This window comes from Aeromonas sp. R3-1 (genome assembly GCF_040908345.1).
In the GTDB taxonomy this organism is placed as follows: Bacteria; Pseudomonadota; Gammaproteobacteria; order Enterobacterales; family Aeromonadaceae; genus Aeromonas; species Aeromonas veronii.
Window position 1 is genome coordinate 13,237 of sequence record NZ_JBFODN010000281.1, and the last position, 22,597, is coordinate 35,833.

General features: G+C 58.5%; 25 protein-coding genes. 18 read left to right on the forward strand and 7 right to left on the reverse strand.

Annotated elements, in window-relative coordinates; translation table 11 throughout:
• Nucleotides 1–156 precede the first annotated feature (156 nt).
• The 10 genes from AB5Y85_RS20110 (at nucleotide 157) to glmU (ending at nucleotide 8,522) form a co-directional block, all read left to right on the forward strand.
• Nucleotides 157–567, forward strand: a complete 411-nt coding sequence (locus tag AB5Y85_RS20110) for an ATP synthase subunit I (protein ID WP_257687330.1) — start codon at nucleotides 157–159, stop codon at nucleotides 565–567.
• An 8-nt stretch (nucleotides 568–575) separates the two neighbouring features.
• A complete protein-coding gene (gene atpB, locus AB5Y85_RS20115) occupies nucleotides 576–1,358 on the forward strand; it encodes a F0F1 ATP synthase subunit A (RefSeq protein WP_005339335.1) in 783 nt (260 codons plus the stop codon).
• 58 nt (nucleotides 1,359–1,416) lie between these two features.
• Nucleotides 1,417–1,659, forward strand: coding sequence for a F0F1 ATP synthase subunit C (gene atpE / locus AB5Y85_RS20120; protein WP_005307205.1), 243 nt, complete (start codon nucleotides 1,417–1,419; stop codon nucleotides 1,657–1,659).
• Nucleotides 1,660–1,713: 54 nt separating this feature from the next.
• Nucleotides 1,714–2,184 (forward strand): F0F1 ATP synthase subunit B, encoded by a 471-nt coding sequence (gene atpF / locus AB5Y85_RS20125; protein ID WP_005339336.1) that lies wholly within the window; start codon nucleotides 1,714–1,716, stop codon nucleotides 2,182–2,184.
• 13 nt (nucleotides 2,185–2,197) lie between these two features.
• Nucleotides 2,198–2,731, forward strand: coding sequence for a F0F1 ATP synthase subunit delta (atpH, locus tag AB5Y85_RS20130; protein WP_005339341.1), 534 nt, complete (start codon nucleotides 2,198–2,200; stop codon nucleotides 2,729–2,731).
• Between the two features lie 15 nt (nucleotides 2,732–2,746).
• The gene (gene atpA / locus AB5Y85_RS20135) at nucleotides 2,747–4,288 is read left to right on the forward strand and encodes a F0F1 ATP synthase subunit alpha (protein WP_005339342.1); all 1,542 of its coding nucleotides are present in this window, start codon (nucleotides 2,747–2,749) and stop codon (nucleotides 4,286–4,288) included.
• Nucleotides 4,289–4,331: 43 nt separating this feature from the next.
• Nucleotides 4,332–5,198, forward strand: coding sequence for a F0F1 ATP synthase subunit gamma (gene atpG / locus AB5Y85_RS20140; protein WP_005339343.1), 867 nt, complete (start codon nucleotides 4,332–4,334; stop codon nucleotides 5,196–5,198).
• Between the two features lie 33 nt (nucleotides 5,199–5,231).
• Nucleotides 5,232–6,620, forward strand: a complete 1,389-nt coding sequence (gene atpD, locus AB5Y85_RS20145) for a F0F1 ATP synthase subunit beta (RefSeq protein WP_005339344.1) — start codon at nucleotides 5,232–5,234, stop codon at nucleotides 6,618–6,620.
• A gap of 18 nt (nucleotides 6,621–6,638) precedes the next feature.
• Complete coding sequence (locus AB5Y85_RS20150) at nucleotides 6,639–7,067, forward strand: F0F1 ATP synthase subunit epsilon (protein WP_005339345.1); 429 nt, start codon at nucleotides 6,639–6,641, stop codon at nucleotides 7,065–7,067.
• A 93-nt stretch (nucleotides 7,068–7,160) separates the two neighbouring features.
• Nucleotides 7,161–8,522 (forward strand): bifunctional UDP-N-acetylglucosamine diphosphorylase/glucosamine-1-phosphate N-acetyltransferase GlmU, encoded by a 1,362-nt coding sequence (gene glmU, locus AB5Y85_RS20155; RefSeq protein ID WP_257687331.1) that lies wholly within the window; start codon nucleotides 7,161–7,163, stop codon nucleotides 8,520–8,522.
• 52 nt (nucleotides 8,523–8,574) lie between these two features.
• Here the strand turns inward: glmU and creD are convergent, their stop codons facing one another.
• From creD to blrA, 5 genes are all read right to left on the reverse strand, one after another.
• The gene (gene creD / locus AB5Y85_RS20160) at nucleotides 8,575–9,951 is read right to left on the reverse strand and encodes a cell envelope integrity protein CreD (RefSeq protein WP_257687332.1); all 1,377 of its coding nucleotides are present in this window, start codon (nucleotides 9,949–9,951) and stop codon (nucleotides 8,575–8,577) included.
• A 117-nt stretch (nucleotides 9,952–10,068) separates the two neighbouring features.
• Entirely contained in the window at nucleotides 10,069–10,548 is a 480-nt protein-coding gene (locus AB5Y85_RS20165; RefSeq protein WP_257687333.1) for a DUF1566 domain-containing protein, read from the reverse strand.
• A gap of 83 nt (nucleotides 10,549–10,631) precedes the next feature.
• Nucleotides 10,632–11,426, reverse strand: a complete 795-nt coding sequence (gene blaOXA / locus AB5Y85_RS20170; RefSeq protein ID WP_149153887.1) for an OXA-12 family class D beta-lactamase — start codon at nucleotides 11,424–11,426, stop codon at nucleotides 10,632–10,634.
• Between the two features lie 81 nt (nucleotides 11,427–11,507).
• Nucleotides 11,508–12,929 (reverse strand): beta-lactam sensor histidine kinase BlrB, encoded by a 1,422-nt coding sequence (gene blrB, locus AB5Y85_RS20175; protein ID WP_257687334.1) that lies wholly within the window; start codon nucleotides 12,927–12,929, stop codon nucleotides 11,508–11,510.
• Complete coding sequence (blrA, locus tag AB5Y85_RS20180; protein ID WP_013724228.1) at nucleotides 12,926–13,600, reverse strand: beta-lactam response regulator transcription factor BlrA; 675 nt, start codon at nucleotides 13,598–13,600, stop codon at nucleotides 12,926–12,928. Before blrA ends, blrB begins: the two co-directional genes overlap by 4 nt.
• A gap of 122 nt (nucleotides 13,601–13,722) precedes the next feature.
• Between blrA and AB5Y85_RS20185 the strand changes: the two genes are divergently transcribed.
• Nucleotides 13,723–14,496: a DeoR/GlpR family DNA-binding transcription regulator gene (locus tag AB5Y85_RS20185; RefSeq protein ID WP_064335026.1), complete on the forward strand. Its 774-nt coding sequence runs from the start codon at nucleotides 13,723–13,725 to the stop codon at nucleotides 14,494–14,496.
• Nucleotides 14,497–14,552: 56 nt separating this feature from the next.
• Nucleotides 14,553–16,385 (forward strand): glutamine--fructose-6-phosphate transaminase (isomerizing), encoded by a 1,833-nt coding sequence (glmS, locus tag AB5Y85_RS20190; protein WP_005355853.1) that lies wholly within the window; start codon nucleotides 14,553–14,555, stop codon nucleotides 16,383–16,385.
• Between the two features lie 59 nt (nucleotides 16,386–16,444).
• Here the strand turns inward: glmS and AB5Y85_RS20195 are convergent, their stop codons facing one another.
• On the reverse strand, nucleotides 16,445–17,221 hold the full coding sequence (locus AB5Y85_RS20195; RefSeq protein WP_005357256.1) for a LuxR family transcriptional regulator: 777 nt from the start codon (nucleotides 17,219–17,221) through the stop codon (nucleotides 16,445–16,447).
• A gap of 210 nt (nucleotides 17,222–17,431) precedes the next feature.
• On the opposite strand from AB5Y85_RS20195, the gene AB5Y85_RS20200 reads away from it, so the two are divergent.
• The 6 genes from AB5Y85_RS20200 to AB5Y85_RS20225 are packed head-to-tail and all read left to right on the forward strand — an operon-like array spanning nucleotide 17,432 to nucleotide 22,265.
• A complete protein-coding gene (locus tag AB5Y85_RS20200) occupies nucleotides 17,432–18,193 on the forward strand; it encodes a DUF3450 domain-containing protein (RefSeq protein WP_005339362.1) in 762 nt (253 codons plus the stop codon).
• Entirely contained in the window at nucleotides 18,190–19,494 is a 1,305-nt protein-coding gene (locus AB5Y85_RS20205) for a MotA/TolQ/ExbB proton channel family protein (RefSeq protein WP_257687335.1), read from the forward strand. The genes AB5Y85_RS20200 and AB5Y85_RS20205 overlap by 4 nt, the downstream gene beginning before the upstream one ends.
• Entirely contained in the window at nucleotides 19,491–20,021 is a 531-nt protein-coding gene (locus tag AB5Y85_RS20210) for a MotA/TolQ/ExbB proton channel family protein (RefSeq protein WP_005339367.1), read from the forward strand. The genes AB5Y85_RS20205 and AB5Y85_RS20210 overlap by 4 nt, the downstream gene beginning before the upstream one ends.
• The gene (locus AB5Y85_RS20215; RefSeq protein ID WP_005339369.1) at nucleotides 20,018–20,419 is read left to right on the forward strand and encodes a biopolymer transporter ExbD; all 402 of its coding nucleotides are present in this window, start codon (nucleotides 20,018–20,020) and stop codon (nucleotides 20,417–20,419) included. Before AB5Y85_RS20210 ends, AB5Y85_RS20215 begins: the two co-directional genes overlap by 4 nt.
• Nucleotides 20,416–21,084 (forward strand): energy transducer TonB, encoded by a 669-nt coding sequence (locus AB5Y85_RS20220; RefSeq protein ID WP_101530266.1) that lies wholly within the window; start codon nucleotides 20,416–20,418, stop codon nucleotides 21,082–21,084. Before AB5Y85_RS20215 ends, AB5Y85_RS20220 begins: the two co-directional genes overlap by 4 nt.
• A 2-nt stretch (nucleotides 21,085–21,086) precedes the next feature.
• Nucleotides 21,087–22,265: a hypothetical protein gene (locus tag AB5Y85_RS20225; RefSeq protein ID WP_101530267.1), complete on the forward strand. Its 1,179-nt coding sequence runs from the start codon at nucleotides 21,087–21,089 to the stop codon at nucleotides 22,263–22,265.
• Nucleotides 22,266–22,416: 151 nt separating this feature from the next.
• On the opposite strand, the gene AB5Y85_RS20230 is transcribed toward AB5Y85_RS20225, so the two are convergent.
• A partial coding sequence (locus AB5Y85_RS20230; protein WP_368222050.1) for a hypothetical protein occupies nucleotides 22,417–22,597 on the reverse strand: 181 nt, incomplete at its 5' end.

Below are 22,597 nucleotides of genomic sequence, written 5' to 3' on the forward strand. Positions count from 1 at the left end.
CCTTTTGATATGACCATAACCCTGATTTGCCGCGGAAAGCCGCAAAAATTAAGGATTTTTGTCATATTGCAATAGCTGCCCTCAAGGGTATAATTTGACCGGCTTTAAGAGCTGTTAACATGGGGTCTTCGGATCCCGATTTTTTACAGTTCTGTAATGTTCAGGGGTAGGTTGGTGAAGCAGAAAATAGCCTTGGAAGGTTTGACTCTGGCCTTGGTTATGCTCGTTTGTCAGCTCATCCTGATCCTGGCGATGAGTGCCGTCTGGTTTTACCTGACTGGTGCCAGCGCCGGTTATTCCGCCCTCTACGGAGGGGGGATGTACTGGGTTCCTCAAGCCTTGTTTACTGTCTGGGTGCTGCGCCGCAAGGTGACAACCGAGAGTGTGGGCCTGGTTTTGCGGGACTTTTATGGTGGGGCAGGGATTAAGCTCATTTCTACAACAGGTCTATTCGCCCTGCTGTTTGGTGCGGAAGTCGAGGTCGTTACCGTCTCGTTTTTCGCCACTTATATCCTCGCCCTCGTTGTACAGTGGATGGTTTCATTCACGCTTAACAACCACTATTAGGAAAACTCATGTCTGCAACCGGAGAAGTCCTGACTCCTCAGGGATATATCTCCCACCACCTGACCCACCTTCAAGTCGGGTCCGGGTTCTGGACGGTCAATATCGACTCAATGGTATTTTCCGTCGTGCTAGGCGCCCTGTTTATCCTGCTGTTCCGCAAAGTAGCCGTTAACGCTACCAGCGGGGTGCCGGGTAAGCTGCAGTGCTTTGTGGAGATGCTGGTCGAGTTTGTGAATGGTAACGTCAAAGACATCTTTCACGGTCGCAACAAGGTCATCGCACCTTTGGGGCTGACGGTGTTTGTGTGGATCTTCCTGATGAACTTCATGGATCTGATCCCCGTTGACTTTATCCCTCACGCTGCACAATTGATGGGTATTCCCTATCTGCGTGTGGTTCCCTCTGCTGACGTTAACATCACCATGTCCATGGCTTTGGGCGTGTTCTTCTTGATCCTGTATTACAGCATCAAGGTCAAGGGTATCGGCGGGTTTGTGAAGGAGCTGACGCTTCAGCCTTTCAACCACCCGGCGGCCATCCCGGTTAACCTCATCCTGGAAACTGTTACGCTGATTTCCAAACCTGTTTCTCTGGGTCTTCGACTGTTCGGCAACATGTATGCTGGCGAACTGATCTTTATCCTGATTGCTGGTTTGTTACCCTGGTGGTCACAGTGGATCCTGTCCGTGCCTTGGGCAATTTTCCACATCCTGATCATCACTTTGCAGGCATTCATTTTCATGGTTCTGACCATCGTCTATCTGTCGATGGCGCAGGAAGACCATGGTTGATGCAACTCAAATAATCCTTTTTATACAATCAATTACATCTAAATAACTGGAGATCCTCATGGAAAACTTGAACATGGACCTGCTGTACATCGCTGCTGCAATGATGATGGGTCTGGCTGCTATCGGCGCTTCCATCGGTATCGGTATCTTGGGTGGCAAGTTCCTGGAAGGTGCTGCTCGTCAACCGGATCTGATCCCTGTTCTGCGTACCCAGTTCTTCATCGTAATGGGTCTGGTGGATGCGATCCCGATGATCGCCGTTGGTCTGGGTCTGTACGTGATGTTTGCGGTTGCTGGCTAAGTCGTTACGACTCTCTAGGCATAACCCATTAACTAACTTAAGAGGACATCGGCTGTGAATATCAATGCCACCCTCCTCGGCCAAGCAATTGCTTTTTTCTTCTTCGTAGTGTTTTGCATGAAGTACGTATGGCCGCCGCTGATTGCTGCCATCGAAGCCCGTCAGAAAGCTATTGCTGACGGTCTATCTTCTGCCGAGCGTGCCAAGAAAGATCTGGATTTGGCCAAGGCCAACGCCACCGATCAGCTGAAAGAAGCCAAGCTGCAGGCTGCTGAAATCATTGAACAGGCTAACAAACGTAAAGCCCAGATCATTGATGAAGCTGCCGCTGGTGCCCAGTCTGAGCGGGAAAAAATCCTGGCTCAGGGCCGTGCCGAGATCGAAGCTGAACGTCATCGTGCCAAAGAAGAACTGCGTAAGCAGGTTGCTGCTCTTGCCATTGCTGGTGCAGAGAAGATCCTGGCGCGTCAAATCGACCAGGCTGCCAACAGCGACATCGTCGACAAACTGGTAGCAGAACTGTAACGGGAACGGGGCTATGTCTGAACTGACTACAATCGCTCGCCCCTACGCCAAGGCTGCTTTCGAGTTTGCCGTTGAGCACAAGGCGGTTGACCAGTGGCTGGGTATGCTCGGTTTCGCTGCGCAAGTAGTGGAAAACGAGACCATGCACAACCTGGTAAACGGCTCTGTGGCCGCCGAAGAGCTGGCAACGCTGTTTGTCGGTGTCTGCGGTGAGCAACTCGACGTGCATGGCCAGAACCTGATCCGGGTGATGGCCGAGAATGGTCGCTTGGGTGTGCTGCCGGCGGTCGTTGCTGAATTTGTAGCGTTCAAAGCTGAACTGGATAAAGAGGTTCAGGCTGACGTGATTTCGGCGATCGAACTGACCGACCAGCAGAAAGCCAATATTCAGGCTTCTCTGGAACAACGTCTCGCGCGCAAAGTGAAGCTGAATTGCAGCATCGATGCGTCCTTGATGGCCGGGGTGCTCATCAAGGCCGGTGATCTGGTAATCGACGGCACAGTCCGCGGTAAGCTGGATCGCATGGCTGACGCGCTGCAATCTTGATTGGGGTATTAGAGCATGCAACTGAATTCCACTGAAATCGCCGAGCTGATCAAGCAGCGCATTGCGCAGTTTGATGTAAAGAGCGAAGCGCGTAACGAAGGTACTATCGTCTCTGTGAGCGACGGTATCATTCGTATTCACGGCCTGGCTGATGCCATGCAGGGTGAGATGATCGAGCTGCCGGGCAACCGCTACGCTCTGGCATTGAACCTGGAGCGTGACTCCGTCGGTGCGGTGATTATGGGTTCCTATGACGGTCTGTCAGAAGGAATGAAAGTAAAAGGTACTGGCCGTATTCTGGAAGTGCCGGTAGGTCGTGGTCTGTTGGGCCGGGTGTTGAACACCCTGGGTCAGCCGATCGACGGTAAAGGTCCGATCGACAACGACGGCTTCTCGCCGATCGAAGTGATCGCACCGGGCGTTATCGAGCGTAAGTCTGTTGACCAGCCGGTCCAGACCGGTCTGAAAGCCATCGATGCCATGATCCCAATCGGTCGTGGCCAGCGTGAGCTGATCATCGGTGACCGTCAGGTTGGTAAGACCGCCATCGCGATCGACACCATCATCAACCAGAAAGATTCCGGCATTAAGTGTGTTTACGTTGCGATTGGCCAGAAGGCCTCCACCATCGCCAACGTGGTGCGCAAGCTGGAAGAGCACGGCGCCCTGGCCAACACCATTGTGGTTGTTGCCTCTGCCTCCGAAGCTGCTGCCCTGCAGTACCTAGCTCCGTATGCCGGTTGCTCCATGGGTGAGTACTTCCGTGACCGCGGTGAAGACGCGCTGATCATCTATGATGACCTGTCCAAGCAGGCCGTAGCTTATCGCCAGATCTCCCTGCTGCTGCGCCGTCCGCCAGGACGTGAAGCTTACCCGGGTGACGTTTTCTATCTGCACTCCCGTTTGCTGGAGCGTGCAGCTCGCGTTAACGCCGAGTACGTAGAGAAGTTCACCAAGGGTGAAGTGAAAGGCAAAACCGGTTCTTTGACCGCACTGCCAATCATCGAAACCCAGGCGGGTGACGTATCTGCGTTCGTTCCGACCAACGTGATCTCCATCACCGATGGTCAGATCTTCCTGACTTCACAGCTGTTCAACTCCGGTATTCGTCCGGCGGTTGACCCGGGTATCTCCGTATCCCGTGTAGGTGGTGCTGCTCAGACCAAGATCGTCAAGAAGCTGTCCGGTGGTATCCGTACCGCGCTGGCCCAGTATCGCGAACTGGCGGCATTCGCCCAGTTCTCTTCCGATCTGGACGAGGCGACTCGCAAGCAGCTGGATCACGGTGTGAAAGTGACCGAGCTGATGAAGCAGAAGCAGTACTCTCCGCTGAGCGTGGCTCACCAGTCTCTGGTGTTGTTCGCCGCCGAGAAAGGCTATCTCTCCGATGTCGAGCTGAACAAGATCGTCGACTTCGAAGCCGCTCTGCTCTCTTACGCCAATACCCAGCATGCCGAGCTGATGGCTGAAATCAATGCCAAAGCCGACTACAACGACGCGATCGTTGGCAAGCTGACTGCGTTGCTGGATAGCTTCAAAGCAACCCAGACCTGGTAAGCGTGTGTGGCAGCGTGAGCTGCCACTTGATGGAGAGTAAGAGATGGCCGGCGCAAAAGAGATACGTAACAAGATCGGGAGTGTGAAAAACACTCAGAAGATCACCGGCGCTATGGAAATGGTGGCAGCAAGCAAAATGCGCCGTGCGCAGGAACGCATGTCTGCCAGCCGTCCGTACGCTGAAACCATGCGCAAGGTGATCGGCCATATCGCTCAGGGGAACTTGGAATACAAGCACCCCTACCTCATCGAACGTGAGGTCAAGCGAGTGGGTTACATCGTCGTCTCCACCGACCGTGGCCTGTGTGGTGGTCTGAACATTAACCTGTTCAAGGCTGCCCTCAATGATATGAAGCAATGGAGCGCGAAAGGTGCCAAGGTTGACCTGGCACTGATCGGTAACAAGGCCTCCAACTTCTTTGAACGGCACGGCGCCAAGGTTAAAGCTCATGTCGCAGGACTGGGCGATAGTCCGAGCGTCAATGACCTGATTGGTTCAGTCAAGGTCATGCTGAAGGCTTACGACAACGGTGAGATTGACAAGCTGTATCTGGTGTACAACAAGTTCGTCAACACCATGGTGCAGCAACCACGGGTCGATCAACTGCTGCCTTTGCCCGTAACTGAAGACAGCAAGCTCGCCAAGAAACACCACTGGGATTACCTCTATGAGCCGGATCCCAAGAAGCTGCTGGATACCCTGCTGGTTCGCTATGTCGAATCTCAGGTTTACCAGGGTGTAGTGGAAAACTTGGCAAGTGAACAGGCAGCCCGAATGGTTGCCATGCAAGCCGCGACTGACAACGCCGGTAACCTGATTAACGATCTGCAACTGGTATACAACAAGGCCCGTCAGGCCAGTATTACCCAGGAGCTGACAGAGATCGTATCCGGTGCTGCTGCGGTGTAAGGCAAGGGTTATCAAAGGTTTAGAGGATTTGACATGAGTAACGGTTTCATCGTCCAAATCATCGGCGCTGTGGTGGACATCGAGTTCCCGCAGAATGCCGTGCCCCAGGTGTACGATGCACTGAAGGTCGTTAGCGAAGGTCAAGGCCAGGGTCTGGTGCTGGAAGTTCAGCAACAGATCGGTGGCGGCGTCGTTCGTTGCATCACCATGGGCTCCTCCGACGGTCTGCGTCGTGGGTTGGAAGTAGTGAATAGCGGTAAATCCATCCAGGTTCCGGTCGGTACTGCGACTCTGGGTCGGATCATGAACGTACTGGGCGAGCCAATCGACGAAAAAGGTCCGATCGGTGAAGAAGAGTGCTGGTCTATCCACCGCGCTGCCCCCAGCTACGAAGATCAGTCCAACAGCAACGATCTGCTGGAGACTGGCATCAAGGTTATCGACCTGGTATGCCCGTTCGCCAAGGGTGGTAAAGTTGGTCTGTTCGGTGGTGCAGGTGTAGGCAAAACCGTAAACATGATGGAGCTGATCCGTAACATCGCGATCGAGCACAGTGGTTACTCTGTGTTCGCCGGTGTAGGTGAGCGTACTCGTGAGGGTAACGACTTCTACCACGAGATGATGGAGTCCAACGTACTGGACAAAGTATCTCTGGTTTACGGTCAGATGAACGAGCCGCCCGGAAACCGTCTGCGTGTTGCGCTGACCGGCCTGACCATGGCCGAGAAGTTCCGTGACGAGGGTCGTGACGTGCTGTTCTTCGTGGACAACATCTACCGTTACACCCTGGCCGGTACCGAAGTATCCGCACTGCTGGGCCGTATGCCTTCCGCAGTAGGTTACCAGCCGACCCTGGCCGAGGAGATGGGTGTTCTGCAAGAACGTATCACCTCCACCAAGACCGGTTCCATCACCTCCGTACAGGCCGTTTACGTGCCTGCGGATGACTTGACCGACCCGTCTCCGGCGACCACCTTCGCCCACCTGGATGCGACCGTCGTACTGTCCCGTCAAATCGCGGCACTGGGTATCTACCCGGCCGTTGACCCGCTGGACTCGACCTCTCGTCAGCTGGATCCGCTGGTGGTTGGCAAAGAGCACTACGAGACCGCTCGTGGCGTTCAGACCGTACTGCAGCGCTACAAAGAGCTGAAGGACATCATCGCCATCCTGGGTATGGATGAACTGTCAGAAGAAGACAAACTGACCGTAGCCCGTGCCCGTAAGATCGAGCGTTTCCTGTCCCAGCCGTTCTTCGTAGCAGAAGTGTTTACCGGTTCTCCGGGTAAATACGTGCCGCTGAAAGAGACCATTCGTGGTTTCCAGGGCATCCTGAAAGGCGAGTATGACGATCTGCCCGAGCAGGCGTTCTACATGGTTGGCGGTATCGACGAAGTCGTTGAGAAATCCAAGAAACTGTAAGCCTCGACAGGAGGGCCCATGGCAGAGATGATCTCCTTTCACCTGGACGTGGTGAGTGCCGAAGGAAAACTTTTTTCCGGTCGCGTGCAATCCGCTCAGGTATCAGGCTCCGAAGGTGAGTTGGGTCTCCGCCACGGTCATGCTCCGTTGCTGACTGCCATCAAGCCGGGCCTGGTCCGCTTGGTGAAGCAGAACGGAACTGAAGAGGTGCTGTACATCTCCGGCGGTATGCTGGAAGTACAACCTGAATCCGTGACCGTGCTGGCGGACACCGCGATTCGTGCTGACGACTTGGATGAGGCGAAAGCCCAGGAAGCCAAGCGCGCAGCCGAAGAGCGGATCCACAGCTCCCATGGTGATATCGACTACGCCCAGGCCGCCACCGAGCTGGCCAAGGCGATGGCTCAACTGCGAGTCATCGATATCGTCAAAAAGAATTACCGCTAATAACGGTGATGTAAAAAGCGACCTTCGGGTCGCTTTTTTTTTACCCGTTGGATAGACTCCGCCGAGTATTTTTCATGTTCCAAAGGCCAATTTATGTCCCTCAACGTCGTGATCCTGGCGGCGGGTAAAGGTACCCGCATGCGCTCTTCCCTGCCCAAGGTTCTCCACCCGGTAGCCAACAAACCCATGGTTTCCCATGTGATCGATACTGCACGTCAGGTCGGTGCCGAGCAGCTGCATCTGGTCTATGGCCACGGTGCCGAACTGCTGAAAGAGCGGATCGTGGCGGCCGATGTGAACTGGGTGCTGCAGGCGCAACAGCTGGGGACCGGTCACGCCGTCGCCCAAGCTATCCCGTTCTGGAAGGATGAAGACGATGTGCTGGTGCTGTACGGCGATACCCCGCTGATCCAGCCAGAGACCCTGCAGCGACTGCTTGCTGCCAAGGCTGAAAACGGGATGGCACTGCTGACCGTGGTACTGGACAACCCCACCGGTTATGGCCGTATCGTCCGTGAAAATGGTCAGGTAGTCGGCATCGTCGAGCAGAAGGATGCCAACGCCGAACAGCTGGCGATCCGAGAGGTGAACACCGGCGTGCTGGTGGCCAACGGTGGTCAGCTGCGCAGCTGGCTCTCCCGTCTGGACAACAAGAATGCTCAGGGCGAGTTCTATCTGACCGACGTGATCGCCATGGCGCACGGCGATGGCTGTCCGATTGCAGCGGTACATCCGGATCATGCTGCCGAGGTGGAAGGGGCCAACAACCGGGTGCAGCTGGCTGCTCTTGAGCGTAGCTATCAGCAGATGCAGGCCGAGAAGCTGATGATCGCCGGTGTCACCCTGATCGATCCGGCTCGCTTCGATCTGCGCGGTACTCTCGAGATCGGTGAAGAGGTGGTGATCGACGTCAACGTCATCATCGAAGGCAAGGTCGTCTTGGGCAATCATGTGCGTATCGGTGCCGGTGTCGTGCTGAAGGATTGCGTCATTGGCGATCACACCGAAGTGAAGCCCTACTCCATCGTTGAAGGGGCTCAGGTGGCGGATCAGTGCTCGGTCGGCCCGTTTGCCCGTCTGCGCCCGGGTGCCGTGCTGGAGCAGGATGCCCACGTCGGCAACTTCGTCGAGATGAAGAAGGCTCGTCTGGGGGTTGGTTCCAAGTGTGGCCACCTCACCTATCTGGGGGATGCCGAGGTGGGTGCCAAAGTGAATATCGGTGCCGGTACCATCACCTGCAATTACGACGGCGTGAACAAGTTCCAGACCATCATAGAGGATGACGTGTTCGTCGGTTCTGATACCCAGCTGGTGGCGCCAGTGCGCATCGGCAAGGGGGCGACTCTGGGGGCGGGTTCCACCATCACCAAGGATGTGGCCGAGAACGAGCTGGTGATCACCCGGGTGCCCCAGCGTCACATCAAAAACTGGGCTCGCCCGGTCAAGAAGAAGTGATGCCCGATCAATAAAATAGAACCGGCGCCTGATGGCGCCGGTTTTTTTTGGCTTATGACTGATGGCTGGGGTCACTGGTCGATGGCTGGGGGGCCGTCCATGTGGTGGCGGGTGTGCTGTAATCCATCACCTGATACCAGTCGAGCTTGCGGGTCAGCAGCATGATCAGCGCCAGAGTGGCGAACAACAGCACGGCACCGAGCAGCAGGGCGATCTCTTCGGCCTGCAGCAGGCTGTAGAGGATGGCATATACCAGCCCGAGCAGCGCAGCAAAGCCGATCCCCTGCTTCGGGCCACCCAGCACATGACTGAGGTAGAAGCCGTTGAGCAGCACGCTGGCCAGCGCGGCTACCAGATAGGCCCAGCCAAAGCCGAGGTGCTCGGTCAGGGCCAGCAGCACCAGATAGAAGATAGCCAGCCCCATGCCTACCAGCGCGTACTGGATCGGGTGAACCCTCAACCCCTTGAGCAGCTCGAACATGAAGAAGCTGATAAAGGTGAGGCCGATGAAGAGCAGGGCATATTTGGCCGCCCGTTCGTTGAGCTGATAGTGATCCACCGGCTGCACCAGACTGACGCTGAAGGTGGAGAGATGACTATCGCCACCGTTCATCATCCGGTTGAAGCGGGTCTCCATGTCGCTGGCGAACCAGCTGGTTTGCCAGTTGGCCTCAAACCCTTGTGGGCTCAGGGTGCGACTGCCCGGCAGAAAGTCACCGATAAAGTTGGGGTGGGGCCAGTTGCCCGCCAGCTGCAGGGTGCTCTCCTTGCCCAGCGGGACTATGTCGAGGGCGTTCATCCCCTGTAGATTGAGCTCCAGATGGAAGGTGCCATCCTGCTGCGGCAGGCTGTCGATCGGGGCATGGATACCCGCGAGCGCATCACCGAGGCGGGCGCCGGGGGCAAACGGGATCCGCTGTGTGCCGAGCTGCAGCTCGGGGACGCTGTTGATACCGCGGGCATCGGAGAGCACCAGGCTCAGGTAGGGTTTGCCCGCCACCAGCTCGGCCGTTTCACCGAGCGGTGAGGTCGCGTCATTCAGCAGACTCTGCCGGGTTGGCAGGCGGCCCGAGAGGGAGAGCCGGGTCTGGTAGACCTGCGCCTGATAGATGCCCAGCTTGCGCGGGGTGACTTCCATGTTGGCCCTGATATCCAGTTGCTCCGGCAGCAGGTAGCGGTAGATCTGCTCCTGACGGACGAAGCGCTTGCCCTCCTGCTCGACCGTCACCGAACGGGTATAGGGCTGCACGATAATGGGCCCCATCAGTCGTTGCGGGTCGCTGCTGCTGGCCATGATGCTGTGAATGGCCTGATTGCGGTAAGCCTGACGCTCCCGGTTGAGCTCCATGATGGATTGCACTGGTACCATCAGCAGAAAGCTGAGCAACAGCAGCAGAAATATCTTGTGGGTGAATATCTGTTTGACCATGACACGTCTCCTTGTTGGATGGAGCGAGTCTGTCAGTCCGGCGTGAAGTGGTGATGGGCTTGTGTGAAGTGGCTGTGAACTGTTGAAAAACGGCGCCATCAGGCGCCGTGGGATTGTTCAGGGGCGGGAGCGCACCAACCGAGCGGCTTGAGCGAAACGATCGGTATGGCCGTCGATGAGTCCGTGCATAAAGTCGATGTAATAGACCAGTTCCGGCATCTCCTCAATGGAGCTGGAGGTCCAGTAGGGGGCTGCATTTTCCCCGTTGTCATGGATGTCCGGAAAGAAGTTGGGGTCTGTCATCGGCATCCGGCAATTTTCGTCGAGCAGGGTGAAGAGCTCCTCGATGGTGGGGAGTCGCCACCCCTCGCCAAGGCGGGCTGCTTCATCTTTGGCTTCAAGCAGCGTCAGCAGGGCCGGTGTGCCCACGCACCCTTTCCCCTCCTGCCACTGGCTGCCCAGACTGCACGCCTGCCATTCGAGGTGGTTTAGCCGATCATGGATGACTTCTCCCTGCCGTGTCAGGCGGTCGGAGAGATCACAGGCAGCCAGCGCCATGCTGGCCGGAAGCCAGATCAGCAATAGAAATAATTTCATGTTTGTCTCGTTTACGAATGGCGGTCAGCCCATCGCTGGTGGGCTGACCGTGGTTATCGGGGTTTATCTGGCGGGAAGCGAGCTCACTGCTTTTTAAGTCGTGCAGGCAGGGCGGCCAGCACCTCTTCTTTCGCTTTGAGGGAGGCGAACTGCTTGCCGGGCTTTTGCACCACGGTATGGACGAAGATCAGCTGCTTGCCCGGTTTGCTGGCCCAGCCGACGAACCAGCCGATCTGCTGATCGCGGTTGAGGCTGCCATCCAGCTTTTTCGGGTAGCCCATGCCGGTTTTGCCGTGGATCTGCCAGCCGTCGATCTCGCTCACCTTGAGGATATTGGCGGTGTACTGCAGGGTCTGCGCCGAGACCGGCAGCTTGCCGCTCAGCATCTTGCCGAGGAAGCGAGCCTGCTCCTCCGGACTGATGGCGAGGCTGGAGCTGAGCCAGGCCTGGGTCAGGCCGTCATGTTTGCCCGGATTGCCGGAGAGATCCCGGTTGCCGTAGTCGAAGCGGTCGACATATTGCTGGAAGCGCTCCATCCCCAGCCATTCGGTGATCTGCTGGGAGAACCAGACCACCGAGTAGGTTTCCCAGCGGCGCGGGGTGGTGGTTTCACGCCAGGCGGGCAGCCAGCCGTCATAGCTCGGTTTGTAAGGCAGTGCCGGATGCTCTTCATCCACCAGATAGCCACTGTCGTAACCCATCAGCGCCAACGGGATCTTGAAGGTGGACGCTGGCGGCAGCTGGCTGGAGCAGTCCCCTTCACTGGAGAGGGTCTGGCCGTTGCCGTCAGCATAGAGAAAGCAGCCGCTGGCGGCGGAGGCAGGCAGGGCTGCGAGCAGACCGGCAGCCAGCAGGCTGGAGAGAAGCAGGCGGGACATAGCATTTCCTTGAGCAAATGGATGAGAGAAAGCGGCAGTCTAATGCCGCTTTGTGTGGGGAATGTGAAGTTGCAGGGGGGACTAGGTGAATGGCAGCCAGAGTTCCGCCAGCGCGCCTCCCTCTGGCCGGTTGCTCAGGGTCAGACGACCGCCATGCTGGTGGGCTACCTCATGGGCGAAGCTGAGCCCCAGACCACTGCTCTTGCCCTTGTCCGGGCGCGGCAGGGAGTAGAAGCGCTCGAAGATGCGCGGCAGGGCGTAGTCGGGAATGCCGGGGCCGCAGTCGGTGACCCGAAAACAGTAGCCCTCCTCCTGCTGGCTGCCGCTCAGGGTGACCAGCCCGTAGGCGGGAGAGAAGTCGATGGCATTATCCAGCAGGTTGCCGATGGCCTGCTCCACCAGCAGCGGATCCCACTTCTGTTTCGGCGCGCTGGCCAGCTCGGCCATCAACTCGACCTGACGGCGCTGGGCAATGATCTGGCGGGCGTCGAGGGTGCGCTTGCCCAGTTTTGCCGGTTCCACCGACTGGCGATCCAGCCCCTGCCCCGACTCCAGCCGCGCGAGTTGCAGCATTCGCTCGATCAGCTGCTGCATGCGGGCGGTTTCCAGATTGATGTTGCCGATAAAGCGTTTGGCAATTTCGGGGGGCGGCGTTTCGGCCAAAATCTCCCCTGCCCCGCGAATGGCGGCCAGCGGGCTCTTCAGCTCGTGGGTCAGGCTGTGAACATAGGCTTCGATGTAGCTTTTGCCATCGAGCTGGTGGCGCATGGTCTCCAGTGAGCGGCCGAGCCGATCCAGCTCGACGGTGTGCAACTGCGGCAGCGGTGCCGCCTCCCCCTTGCTGACCGAGTCGGCATAGTGCACCAGCTTGCCGATGGCGCGGTTTAGCCACCACACCAGCAGGCTGCCGATCAGCAGCGAGATAAGCAGCATCTGGCCGCCGGCCCGCAGCAGCTCCTGTTCCCCCCGTTCGATGGCAGGCATCAGGGTGCGGTTGGGTTTGGCGACGGTGAGGGAGCCGATGATCTCGGCCCCTTCACGCAGCGGTGCCGCCACATACATGGTCGAGCTGGCGGCATCGTCGGGATCGGTGCGGGTGCTGCGGGCGCCATACTGGCCGCGCAGAGTGCGGTAGACATCGTTCCAGCGGGAATAGTCCTTGCCCAGATCTGTACCGTCGGAGTCGTAAATCACCATGCCTTGCCGGTCAGTGACATAGATGCGGTACTCCGCCTGCTGCTTGAGGTGGCCATCGATCATCGCATTGATGGGATTCTGGTTGAGGCGGGCGAAGGCGCTGGCCAGCCGCCCGTTCATCATATTGCCCTCTTTCAGATCATCGAGCGCCAGCGGTGCCAGCAGCTGGGTCATGTCTACCAGAGTATCCTCGGTGGCGCTGCGCACCCCGGGTTTTATCTCCTCGACGAAGATTTCCAGCACGAACCAGGCGGCCAGCGCGAAGATCAGCAGCAGGCCGCACAGCAGTTGCAGTCCGAGCCTCATGCCAGCTCCAGGCTGTAGCCCAGCCCGCGATGGGTGAGGATCAGGTTGGCTTCTGGATCATGTTCGCGCAGCTTGGCGCGGATGGTCTTGATGTGGGTATCGACGGTGCGATCCAGACTCTCCTCCGCATCCTGCCACACCAGATCCATCAGCTGCTGGCGGGAGTAGACCCGCCCCGGCGCCAGCATCAGGGTCTTGAGCAGCAGATATTCGTAGCGGGTGAGGGCCAGCGGCTGGCCGCGAAAGTGAATGCGGGCCCGCTCCTCATCCAGTACCAGCAGGGCGCTGGGCTGGGGGGCGACGGGCTGGCTGCGGCGCAGGATGACCCGCACCCGGGCACACACTTCCCGTGGCGAGAAGGGTTTGGCCACATAGTCGTCGGCACCGATCTCCAGCCCGATCAGCCGGTCTATCTCCTCGCTGCGGGCGGTGAGGAACATCAGGGGAATATCGGTCAGCGCCCTCACCTGCTTGCAGAGTTCGAAGCCGCTGATGTCGGGCAGCCCCACATCGAGGATCAGGAAGTCGGGTCGCGTCTGTTCCAGTCGTGTCAGCAACTGTTGGCCCAGCATGAACCACTCCACCTCGAACCCGTCGGTCTGCAGGGCGTAAATCAGGGTGTCGGCGATGCTGGCCTCATCCTCCACCAGCCAGATGACTCTCTTTTGCATGGCATCCTCGTCGCAAATTGGCACCCCATTCTGGCATCGAACCAAATCGGATCCTATTTGCTGTTTTATTTTTCCGAAAAAGGGGCTAATATTTCGATGTTCTTTCGAATCGAAACTTAAAAATGACCAAACGTAATACTCAACAACGCCGCCACACCATAGTGACCCTGGTACAAGAGCAGGGTGAAGTGAGCGTCGACGCCCTTGCCAAACACTTTTCTACCTCCGAAGTGACCATCCGTAAAGATCTGGCGGTACTGGAAACCGGCGGTCTGCTGCTGCGCCGTTACGGTGGTGCCGTTCCCTTGCCAAACGAGATGGTGGTCGAGGTCAACCCTGAACAAGTTTCGAACCGAAAGTTAGCTATTGCCCGTGCGGCGGCCGAGCGGCTGCGTGATCACAACCGCGTCATCATCGACAGCGGCAGCACCACCAGCGCCATGATCCCCATGCTGGGCAACAAGCGCGGCCTCATCGTGATGACCAACTCCCTCAATGTGGCCGGTGCCCTGCGCGAGCTGGAAAATGAGCCTACCCTGTTAATGACCGGTGGCACTTGGGACCCTCACTCCGAATCCTTCCAGGGGCAGGTGGCGGAACAGGTGTTGCGCTCCTACGACTTCGACCAGCTCTTTATCGGTGCTGACGGCATCGACCCGGAGCGTGGCACCACCACCTTCAACGAGCTGGTGGGCCTGTCGCGGGTCATGGCCGAGGTATCGCGGGAGGTCATTGTGATGGTCGAATCGGAAAAGATCGGCCGCAAGATCCCCAATCTCGAACTTCCCTGGTCGAGCATCCATACCTTGGTGACCGACGAGGGGCTGGCCAGCGAGGCCAGAGAACAGATTCAAGCCCAGGGGGTGACGCTTATCTGCGCCCCGGTCACTTGCTGACATCGAGCTCTGAACCATCCAACTGACTTTACGATTTGCATCTCAAGGAGAAGTGTATGTGTGGCATCGTCGGGGCTGTTGCCCAACGTGATGTGGCTGAAATTCTGGTAGAGGGCCTGCGCCGTCTGGAGTACCGCGGTTATGACTCAGCCGGTGTGGCCGTGTTCAGCGCCAACCAGCCGTTGCAGCGGGTTCGCCGTCTGGGCAAGGTGGCCGAGCTGGCCAAGGCGCTCGACGAGCAGTCCGTTCACGGCGGTACCGGCATCGCCCATACCCGCTGGGCCACTCACGGCGAGCCCTCCGAGCGCAACGCCCACCCTCACGTCTCCGAGCATATCGTGGTGGTGCACAACGGCATCATCGAGAACCACGAAGAGCTGCGGGAAGAGTTGAAGGCGCTGGGCTATGTGTTCAGCTCCGACACCGATACCGAGGTGATTGCCCATCTGGTCCATCATGAGCTGAAGAGCGCCGGTAGCCTGCTGGCCGCCATGCAGACTGCGGTGAAGCAGCTGCGCGGTGCCTACGGTACCGTGGTGATGGACAGCCGCGACGACAGCCGCGTGGTGGTGGCCCGCTCCGGTTCACCGCTGGTGATCGGCCGCGGTATCGGCGAGAACTTTATCGCCTCCGACCAGATGGCGCTGCTGCCGGTGACCCGTCGCTTCATCTTCCTGGAAGAGGGTGATGTGGCCGAAGTGACCCGCCGCGATGTGCATATCTTCGATACCAACGGTAACGCCGTGGTGCGTGAAGAGCAGGAGTCCGAACTCTCCCACGATGCCGGTGACAAGGGCGAATACCGTCACTACATGCTCAAAGAGATCCACGAGCAACCCAAAGCGATCACCAACACCCTGGAAGGGCGTCTGGGCAGCGATCACGTGGTGGTCGAATCGTTCGGTAACGGCGCGCGCGCCATCTTTGACAAGGTCGAGCACGTACAGATCGTCGCCTGCGGCACCTCCTATCACTCCGGCATGGTAGCTCGCTACTGGTTCGAAGAGATCGCTGGCGTCTCCTGCGATGTAGAGATCGCCTCCGAGTTCCGCTATCGCAAATCGGTAGTGCGTCCCAACAGCCTGCTGGTGACCCTCTCCCAGAGCGGCGAGACTGCCGATACCCTGGCGGCGCTGCGTCTGGCCAAGGAATCCGGCTACATGAGCTCGCTGGCTATCTGCAACGTGCCGGGCTCCTCGCTGGTGCGTGAATCGGATCTGGCCTTTATGACCCGTGCCGGTGCCGAGATCGGCGTAGCCTCCACCAAGGCGTTCACCACCCAGCTGGCTGGCCTGCTGATGCTGGTGGCCTCGGTCGGTCACTGCCGTGGCCATCTGAGCGCGGCCGCCGAAGCCGAACTGGTCAAGGCGCTGCAAGCCCTGCCGCTGCGTATTAAAGAGAGCCTAGCGCTGGCCAAGGATATCGAAACCCTGGCCGAAGAGTTTGCCGACAAGCAGCACAGCCTGTTCCTCGGCCGTGGCAGCCAGTACCCCATCGCCATGGAAGGGGCGCTCAAGCTCAAAGAGATCTCCTACATCCACGCCGAAGCCTATGCCGCTGGCGAACTGAAGCACGGCCCGCTGGCGCTGATCGATGCCGAAATGCCCATCATTGTGGTGGCGCCGAACAACGATCTGCTGGAGAAGCTCAAGTCCAACGTGGAAGAGGTGCGCGCCCGTGGCGGTATCCTTTACGTGTTCGCCGATGCCGATACCGGCTTCAAGAGCGACGAGACCATGCGGGTCATGAACCTCAACCATGTGGAAGAGGTGATCGCCCCCATCGTCTATACCGTACCGCTGCAGCTGCTCTCCTACCACGTCGCCCTGATCAAGGGGACTGACGTCGACCAGCCGCGCAACCTGGCAAAATCGGTGACCGTTGAGTAAGTCACTCTCTGACATGAAAAAGAGCCGCAATTGCGGCTCTTTTTGTTTCGGCTGAGGAGTTACGACAGCCGCAGGTTGGTGATGGTGACCTCGTCGAGGGAGGGCACTATGATGCCGCTGGTGATCCCTTTGGCGATGGCCTGACTGCGGTTCTTTGAGTCGGTCTTGTTGGTCACCTGGGTCAGGTGAAAGTTGACCGTCCGCTCACTGATGCCGAGGATGGTGGCGATCTCCCAGGAGGTCTTGCCCTCGCTAGCCCAGAACAGGCACTCCTTCTCCCGATCCGACAGTTCGGTCAGGTACTTCATCATATCCGGTCTGCTTTTGATTAGTTGCAGTGCGGAGTTGAAGATGTAGCTGGCGCAGAACGACAGCAGCGGAACATTTTCAAACATCAGATCGGAGTTGGATTTCTCCTTGGTGATGAATGAGAGGATGCCGTGCTCCCCCTGCGGGGTGTGCAGCGGAAAGGAGACGCCATTGCGTACCCCGAAATCGGCGGCCAGGTTCATCACGTCGCGGCTGGCGCTGGGCAGCCAGGGCGAATCGCAGTCGAGCTTGTTCCAGAAGATCGGCTGGGTCTGTTTTAGCCCCAGATAGACCACCGGATCCTGGGTCAGATACTGGTTTTCGCTGTAGGCGTCAAACCAGGTGGTCGGACAGTTGTTGAACAGTGCCACGTGGGATTTTTGCATGCTGATGGGGAAAATAATCAGCAGCCGAAAGTAATCGAAGCCCATTTGATGACTGAAGCGCTCCAGCAGTTGCTGGATGTCGCTGGTTTTTGTTGCCTTGGTGAACTTGTCGATATGTTCCCAGATCGCATCGTTGAGCATTACTTTCTCCTTTTTCGATCTCTATCACACTGATCGAAAAGATTTTTTATCGTTATTTATATTTGTGCGGTGGCTATTGGAGCCACTTATTCCGTGCGTGCTTAAAAATTATCCTGTTTTTGTGCATAAAGGCCAAGAAAATCCTCTCGTTGCCAGTCCGCCCTGCATTTGAGATAATGATAATAGTTATCATTAGTAAGATGTATTTCAATGAACAAATTATGGGGTGTGGCCCTGCTGCCACTGTCAGTCCACTTTGCTGCCATCGGGGATGAGCTGGTTGCTCCCGCCCTCAAGAACAGCATAGCTGCCGGGAAAGCCTCCCAGCAGCGGGTGGAAAAAGCCGCCGATGCCGCCGTTGCCGCACGACTGGAGCTGCAAAATGCCCAGCTTCAACTACGCGACCTCGAAGCCTACAACCGCTACATGCAATCTCTGGTGGCCGATCAGCAAAATGAGCTGGGTAAATTGAGCCAGCAGCTGGAAGCGGTGCAAGAGACCCGTCAGGGCTTGATTCCGCTGATGTTGCAGATGCAGGCAGATCTGGAACAGCTGGTGCAAAACGACATCCCGCTGCGCAAGGAAGATCGGCTGGCGCGGGTTGAACAGTTGAAAGCGACCCTGGCCCGTGCAGACGTTAGCGAGGCAGAGAAATTCCGTCAGCTGCTGCAGGCCTATCAGATTGAAGCCGAATACGGCAGCCGGATGGACAGCTATTCCGCCGAGCTGGAGCTGGATGGTGCTCCGCGTCGGGTCGATGTGCTGGCGCTGGGTCGGGTCTCCCTGCTGGCAATGACGGCCGATCGCAGTCAGGCATGGCGCTGGTCTGCCGAGTCTAAGCAGTGGCAAGCCCTCGACAGCCAGTGGCTCTCCCCTATCGCCGAGGCGATGGATGTGGCCGCCGACAAGAAAGTTCCCCAGTTGCTCAATGTCCCCCTCTCTGTCAGCCGCAGTCAGGAGGCCCAATCATGAGAGTCACCATGAAGTGGTTCCCCCTCCTTATTGCCCTCTCCTGCGGTGCCAATGCCGCTGTCGCTGATGAGTGGCAGCAGCAGGAACAGGCTCGTGAACAGCAGGCTCAGCAAGATCTGGCGACCGTTACCAAGGAGCTCGGCACTGCCCGCGCCAGACTGGCTGAGGCCCAGCGCCTGAGCAAGGAGCTGGCCGGCAAGTTCGCCAGCAACGAGAAGCAGCTGGTCGAGCTTAACGCACAGTGGGAGCAAGCCTCCGGCGATATGAACGAGATCTTCGCGGTCACCCGTCAGGGCGCCAGCGATGCGGTCAAGCTGCTGAGCGAATCCGCCGTCGAGGGCCAGTACCCGGAACGTCTCGCCCCGCTGAAAGCCATGGCACAGGATAAACAGGTGCCGGATCGCGCCGCCCTCGCCCTGCTGCCCGCCACGCTGCTGCAGGAGATCCGCGAATCTGGCCGGATTGCCCGGTTCAACGGCAAGGTGCTCGATGCCCAGGGGGCTGCCAGCGAGCAGTCGCTGACCCGGGTTGGCAGTTTTGCCCTGCTGGGGAGCGAAGGCTTCCTGCAACCGACCGCCGAAGGCCTGAGCCCGGTACTGGGTCTGCCCGGTAGCGTGCTCTCTGCCGTTGCGGCTTATCAAGGTCAGGAAGGGGAAGCGCTGCCGCTGGATCCTTCTCATGGCACTCTGCTGGCGATGCTGGCGCAAGCGCCCACCTTCTGGCAGCAGGTACAACAAGGTGGTCAGGTCGGCGCCATTATCGTGCTGTTGGCCGCCATCGGTTTGGGTATCGCTGCGGTACGGCTGTGGAGCCTCTCCCGCGAACTGACTCTGGTGCGCCGCCAGCTCAAGAGCGGCGAGTATCACGCCGACAACGCCCTCGGCCGGGTGCTGACGGTGGCAGACAAACACCCCGAGCTGAGCATGGAGACCCTCGAGCTGCGTCTTGATGAGGCGATCCTGCAGGAGACTCCTCGCATGGAGCGCGGTATCGGCATGGTCAAGGTGATCGCGGCCATCGCCCCCATGCTGGGTCTGCTCGGTACCGTAACCGGGATGATCGGCACCTTCCAGGCCATCACCCAGTTTGGCACCGGCGATCCCAAGATCATGGCGGGCGGCATCTCCATGGCGCTGGTCACCACGGTACAGGGTCTGGTTGCGGCCATTCCGCTGATCCTGGCCCACAGCCTGCTGCAATCACGCTTCACCGAGCTTTCCAATGTACTGGAGCAGCAGGTAGCCGGCATTCTGGCCGAGCGCGCCGAGAGCAATAACGGCGGGATGGAGCGAGCAGCATGATGCTCGACATCTGGCAACAGCTGCAGAGCTTCATGGGCCGTGGCGGTCCGGTGCTCTGGGTCATTCTGGCCCTGCTGGTGCTGATGTGGATTTTGATGATCGAGCGGCTGCTCTACCTCAATCTGGGTTTTGGCCCCTTGCAGCAACAGCTGCTCGGCCGCTGGCAGGCCCGCAGCGAGCGCCACAGTTGGCACGCCCGGGCGATCCGCAGTCGCTGGCTGGCACAGGCGGAGCTGGAATTGAACCGTCATCTGATCTTCATCCGCACCCTGGTGGTGCTCTGTCCCATGCTGGGGTTGCTGGGCACTGTGACCGGCATGATCGGCGTATTCGATGCGTTGGCCGCGGCCAACCGCTTTAACCCGGAGAGCATGGCGGGCGGGATCTCCCGCGCTACCATCCCCACCATGGCGGGCATGGTGGTGGCGCTCTCCGGCGTGTTGTTACTCAGTCGGCTCGAGAGTCAGGCCAAGCGTGCGCTGGCCAAGACCCGGGACGGCCTGCGAGAAGAGAAGGTAATGCAATGAGACGGCAATCCAAACGCCAGCGTGACGAAGTGCAGATCGACATGACCCCCATGCTGGATATCGTGTTCATCATGCTGATCTTCTTTATTGTCACCACCTCCTTTGTGCGCGAAGCCGGGCTCGAGGTGCACAGGCCCCAGGCCAGTCAGGCCAAGGCGCAGAAATCCTCCAGCATCATGCTGGCGATTGGGGCTCAGGGTCAGATCTTCCTCGACCGCAAGCAGATCGATGTGGAGCGGGTACAGGCCACCATCGCCCGCCTGCTGGCGGAGCAGCCCGATGCCAGTCTGGTGATCCAGGCCGATGAGCGGGTGCCCCACGGCAAGGTGGTGCGGGTGATGGATGAGGCCAAGGCGGCGGGTATCGCCAATATCGCCGTGGCGGTGGCGCCAAAATGAAATACAAGCTGATGAGCCTGGGGCTGGGGATTGCCCTCAGTCTGGGTATCCTGCTGTTCATGGCCACCCTGGTTGAACCGCCCCGAGGCGAAAAGGTGGCGAGCGAGCAGAAGCCCATCGTCATCAATATGCAGAACGAGGTGACCGAGGTGCAGGTGCGCGAGCGTCCGGTACCGCAGGAACCCGAGCCTCTGCCAGAGCCTCCCGCTGCATTGGCCTCGACACCGCTGCCGATGCCGATGCCTGCCGCGGCCCCCTTGGCGGCCGTTGAGCCGAGTCTGGATCTGGTCTCCAGCCTCAGCGCTGTACAGGTCTATGCCCCCGGCGTGGCGACCAGTACCGCACCGGTATTGAGTGGCAACTACCACGGCCAGCAGCAGGGAGCGGGTATCGGCGCAGGTGACATGCTGATGCCGCTGCAACGGATCGAGCCGGTCTACCCCTATCGTGCCCAGCAGTCAGGGATCGAAGGATTCGTCACCCTGCGCTTTAGCGTGAATGCCGAAGGTGGCGTGCAGGATGTGGAAGTGGTCGAGGCCAAGCCCAAGCGTCAGTTCGAGCGGGCGGCCATTCAGGCGATCAACAAGTGGCGCTATCAGCCGAGACCGGGCGCTACCGACAAGCTGGTGCAAGTCATCACGCTCAAATTCAAACTGGAGTCATAACTATGTTGCGGATCTGGATCTGTCTGCTGGCCCTGGTCGGCCAAGCCTGTCTGGCGATGGAGGTCAGCCCTCACTTCTCCCGTCAGCTTGAACCCGTGATGAAGCTCTATCAGTCCGGTCAGTGGCAACAAGCCCAGAGCAAGGCGTCCGGCCTCAAGCCAAATAGCGATGCCGAGCGTGCCTGGCTGGCGCAGTTGCAAGCCTCGCTGGCGGCCAATCTGCAACAGACCGCCCAGGCGAGCCGTTATGTCGAACAGGCTCTTGCCTATAAAGAGTGGCCCGAGCAGCAACAGCTCCAGCTGTTGCGACTGCGCGGCGATATTCAGGCCCAGCAATCCAACTGGTCTGGCGCCATCGCCAGCTACAAGGCGGCACTGGCACTCAAACAAGACGATGGGCTGCGCCTGCGTCTGGCCGGCCTCTATTACCACAACAAACAGTACGGTGACGCTGCCAGCCAGAGCGAACAGTTGTTGAAGAAGGGTTGGCAGAAGCAGGCCGCCATCATTCGTCTCTCCGCCCTCACCGCTCAGCAACGTTATGGCGTGGCTGCCGATCAGGCGGCCGAGTTGATCAGCCACGAACCCAAAGAGAGCAAATGGTGGCAACAGGCGGTATCGCTCAACCTCTCCGCCAAACGTGGCGATCAGGCGTTGGCTCTGTTGCAAACAGCTATCGACAGAAAACTGATGGATGACGCGTCAGCCCGCAATCAGCTGATCCGTCTCTATGCCTGGCAAGGGCTGCCTTATCGTGGTGCCCGTCTGCTGGAAGCGGCCATGGCCAAGGGACAGATGAAGCAAAGTGCTGAAAACCGCCAACTGCTTGCCCAATTGTGGGAAGGTGCCCGGGAGTGGTCACAAGCGGTCGATAGCTGGCAGCTGCTCGCCAACCAGCACGGTCAGCCCAAAGGCGCCATGCGCGCCGCCGAACTGCTGCTGCAACAGGGCAAGACTGATGCTGCCATGACCCAGCTCGCCGCCATCAAGTCGGTAAAAGGCGAGCAAGGCAATCGCGCCAAAGCGTTGCTGGTGCAGGCACACCTTAATAAGGAGCAGTATGCCCAGGCGCTGGAACTGGCCCGAGAGCTGCAGCAGCAGGATAACTGGCAGCAGAAGGCAACCAGCTGGGTCAACTATATCCGGACACAAAGCGAAGAATTGAGCAAAAAAGCGGCGTAAGAGAGATGCCAAGGGGTTGTTTTGGAGCGTTTAGTTCGCTTTTTCAGCAAACGAACGCATTTTTGCAAAAAGCCCTTGTCATCCCGGCGCGGCTCCCTATAATGCGCCCCTACCAGCACGGCGGAACACGCCGGACTGATGAGCCAGCTTCCTAGCGAAGTGGGTGCCGAAAAAAAAGCGAAAACAATCGCTTGACTTTCGAAGTGAGAAGCGTAATATGCGCCTCCTCAGCGCGATAAGCGTGACGCTCTTTAACAATTTGAATCAAGCAATCTGTGTGGGCACTCACAGCATCGAACATCAAAAACAATTTTTGATTTTCAATGTCTGGT